A 1,131-nucleotide genomic window follows, 5' to 3' on the forward strand; every position below is an offset into this window, starting at 1 on the left:
TCATTGATGATGCCGCTCTGCATCCAGCTCTGGGGCAGGGGCGCACCTGCCGGCAGATGCACCGGCCTCAACTTTCCCTCAACGAAGAGATTGTCGATGTAAACGCGGATATCATGATGGCCGAAGGGAAGGTTATCGGGGCCAGAATATATACCGCCATATTCCGCCCCTTCTTCGTGGAGGCCGGAACCATCGTGGCCGCGCAGAAAACCTGGCCAACCCTCCTGAAGGAAAGCATAGAAGGTGGCGTCATCCGAAATGATCGCCTCAAGCGGCCAGCCACTGAACGCGCCTGGCACCTTAAGCACCTTGACGAGCCTGTCGCTCAGCGCAGACGGCAGGCGCATGCTCCGGTAATGCAGCCGTAGCAGCGCTCGCAGCAAGTCGGTGTCCGTGGCAATCAACTCTGCGGCGATGCCGAAGACGTGGCGCAGGATGAAGTCTTTGGTCGCGTTGTCCCCCATTCGGTCGGGTGCCGCTCTGGTTTGGGCGTCGAAGACCTCGTCCAAAAGGCCACGATCAAGCGATTGCAGGACCCGATAACTGAGGTGAGGAAATAAGCTTCCTAAATCGAAAGCCAACCTTCGACCAGCGCGCAACAAGTCGTAAGGAAGCGAATCAGCGGAGGAGTCTGTCAGGCGCAAGACGACAACAAGATCCGTGCGCTCTCCGCGATCCCAGACCGACCGATACTGTGATTCACACGCGTAGCGGAACTCGATCGAATCTGTAAATTCGACCAGATCGAAACCCTTTTGCCGCAATTCGACTGCGAGGCGCTCTTCTGTCAGAAGCGCGTCCGGATCAGCAACGATCGTGAGCCGGCTGACGTGCGGTACGAAATGCGCCAGGATGGCATCGCGCCAGTTCGTCATGACGCTCTTGCCCCAATGACTCGCATCAAGAGGATCGGCCGAATGTCGGGCACAATTTGCCGTGCGTCCGCTACTTCCCTTCGCCACTCAGCGTCTTCGGCATCACACCGTTTCAGACGGTGCTGGCGCACTTCGGCGAGTCCGACCCGCTCGATAGCCCGGCGCCGGGCTATCATGGCCGTGGTGCCGCGCTCTACCTCCCGATCGATCGCGTCGAGGTGTTCCTGGCGCAAGGCGGAGAATGGGTGCTCGCCCG

At 59.6% G+C, this 1,131-nt stretch carries 2 protein-coding genes; one reads left to right on the forward strand and one right to left on the reverse strand.

The window, feature by feature from the left end:
- Positions 1 to 875, reverse strand: an 875-nt coding sequence (gene pglZ, locus ACXJ7R_RS33735) for a BREX-3 system phosphatase PglZ (protein WP_457155571.1), incomplete at its 3' end; no start/stop codon positions are given.
- A 56-nt stretch (positions 876 to 931) separates the two neighbouring features.
- Between pglZ and ACXJ7R_RS33740 the strand changes: the two genes are divergently transcribed.
- A partial coding sequence (locus ACXJ7R_RS33740) for a hypothetical protein (protein WP_457155572.1) occupies positions 932 to 1,131 on the forward strand: 200 nt, incomplete at its 3' end.

The sequence above is a fragment of the Mesorhizobium sp. P5_C1 genome, assembly GCF_054049815.1.